This window comes from Halorubrum sp. SS7, assembly GCF_005435055.1.
In the GTDB taxonomy this organism is placed as follows: Archaea; Halobacteriota; Halobacteria; order Halobacteriales; family Haloferacaceae; genus Halorubrum; species Halorubrum salinarum.
This window is the reverse complement of record NZ_SGXV01000399.1, coordinates 1-371: the sequence shown is the minus strand read 5'-3', so window position 1 is coordinate 371 and position 371 is coordinate 1. Positions and strand designations below refer to the sequence as shown.

Sequence of the window (371 nt, the reverse complement as noted above, 5' to 3'; positions counted from 1 at the left end):
CGTCGCGACGGCGAGTTCTACCACGTCAACGTCCTGACCGAGACGACCATCAAGGACGACCAGGTCGTCGTCGAGTCAACCTACATCCACGAGGAACAGGTCCCACCGGAAGACGTGGCGGAGTCCGTTCGCGACCACGTTCTCGACAGACATGCGGGTGCCGTCGGTACCTTCGTCCGGGGGTGTTCTCCCCCATGAGCCGGTCTCGCTCCGGAGGTCGGTTCGAGGAGTTCGGTCGCGTCGACACCGAGATCGGCGAGTCGATCAACTTCGACCGCCTCGCCGGTTCGGACGACACCTCGTGGAACAAAGCGGTGCCCTACGAGTCCGACATCGAGACCGTCTCCCGGCTCGGGTTCAAGGTACGCTCC

Annotated in this window: 1 pseudogene; it reads left to right on the top strand. The window is 63.9% G+C overall.

Annotated elements, in window-relative coordinates:
- A pseudogene (locus EXE44_RS20505) lies at window positions 1-198 on the top strand (hypothetical protein); the annotation flags it as partial.
- Between the last annotated feature and the right edge of the window lie 173 nt (window positions 199-371).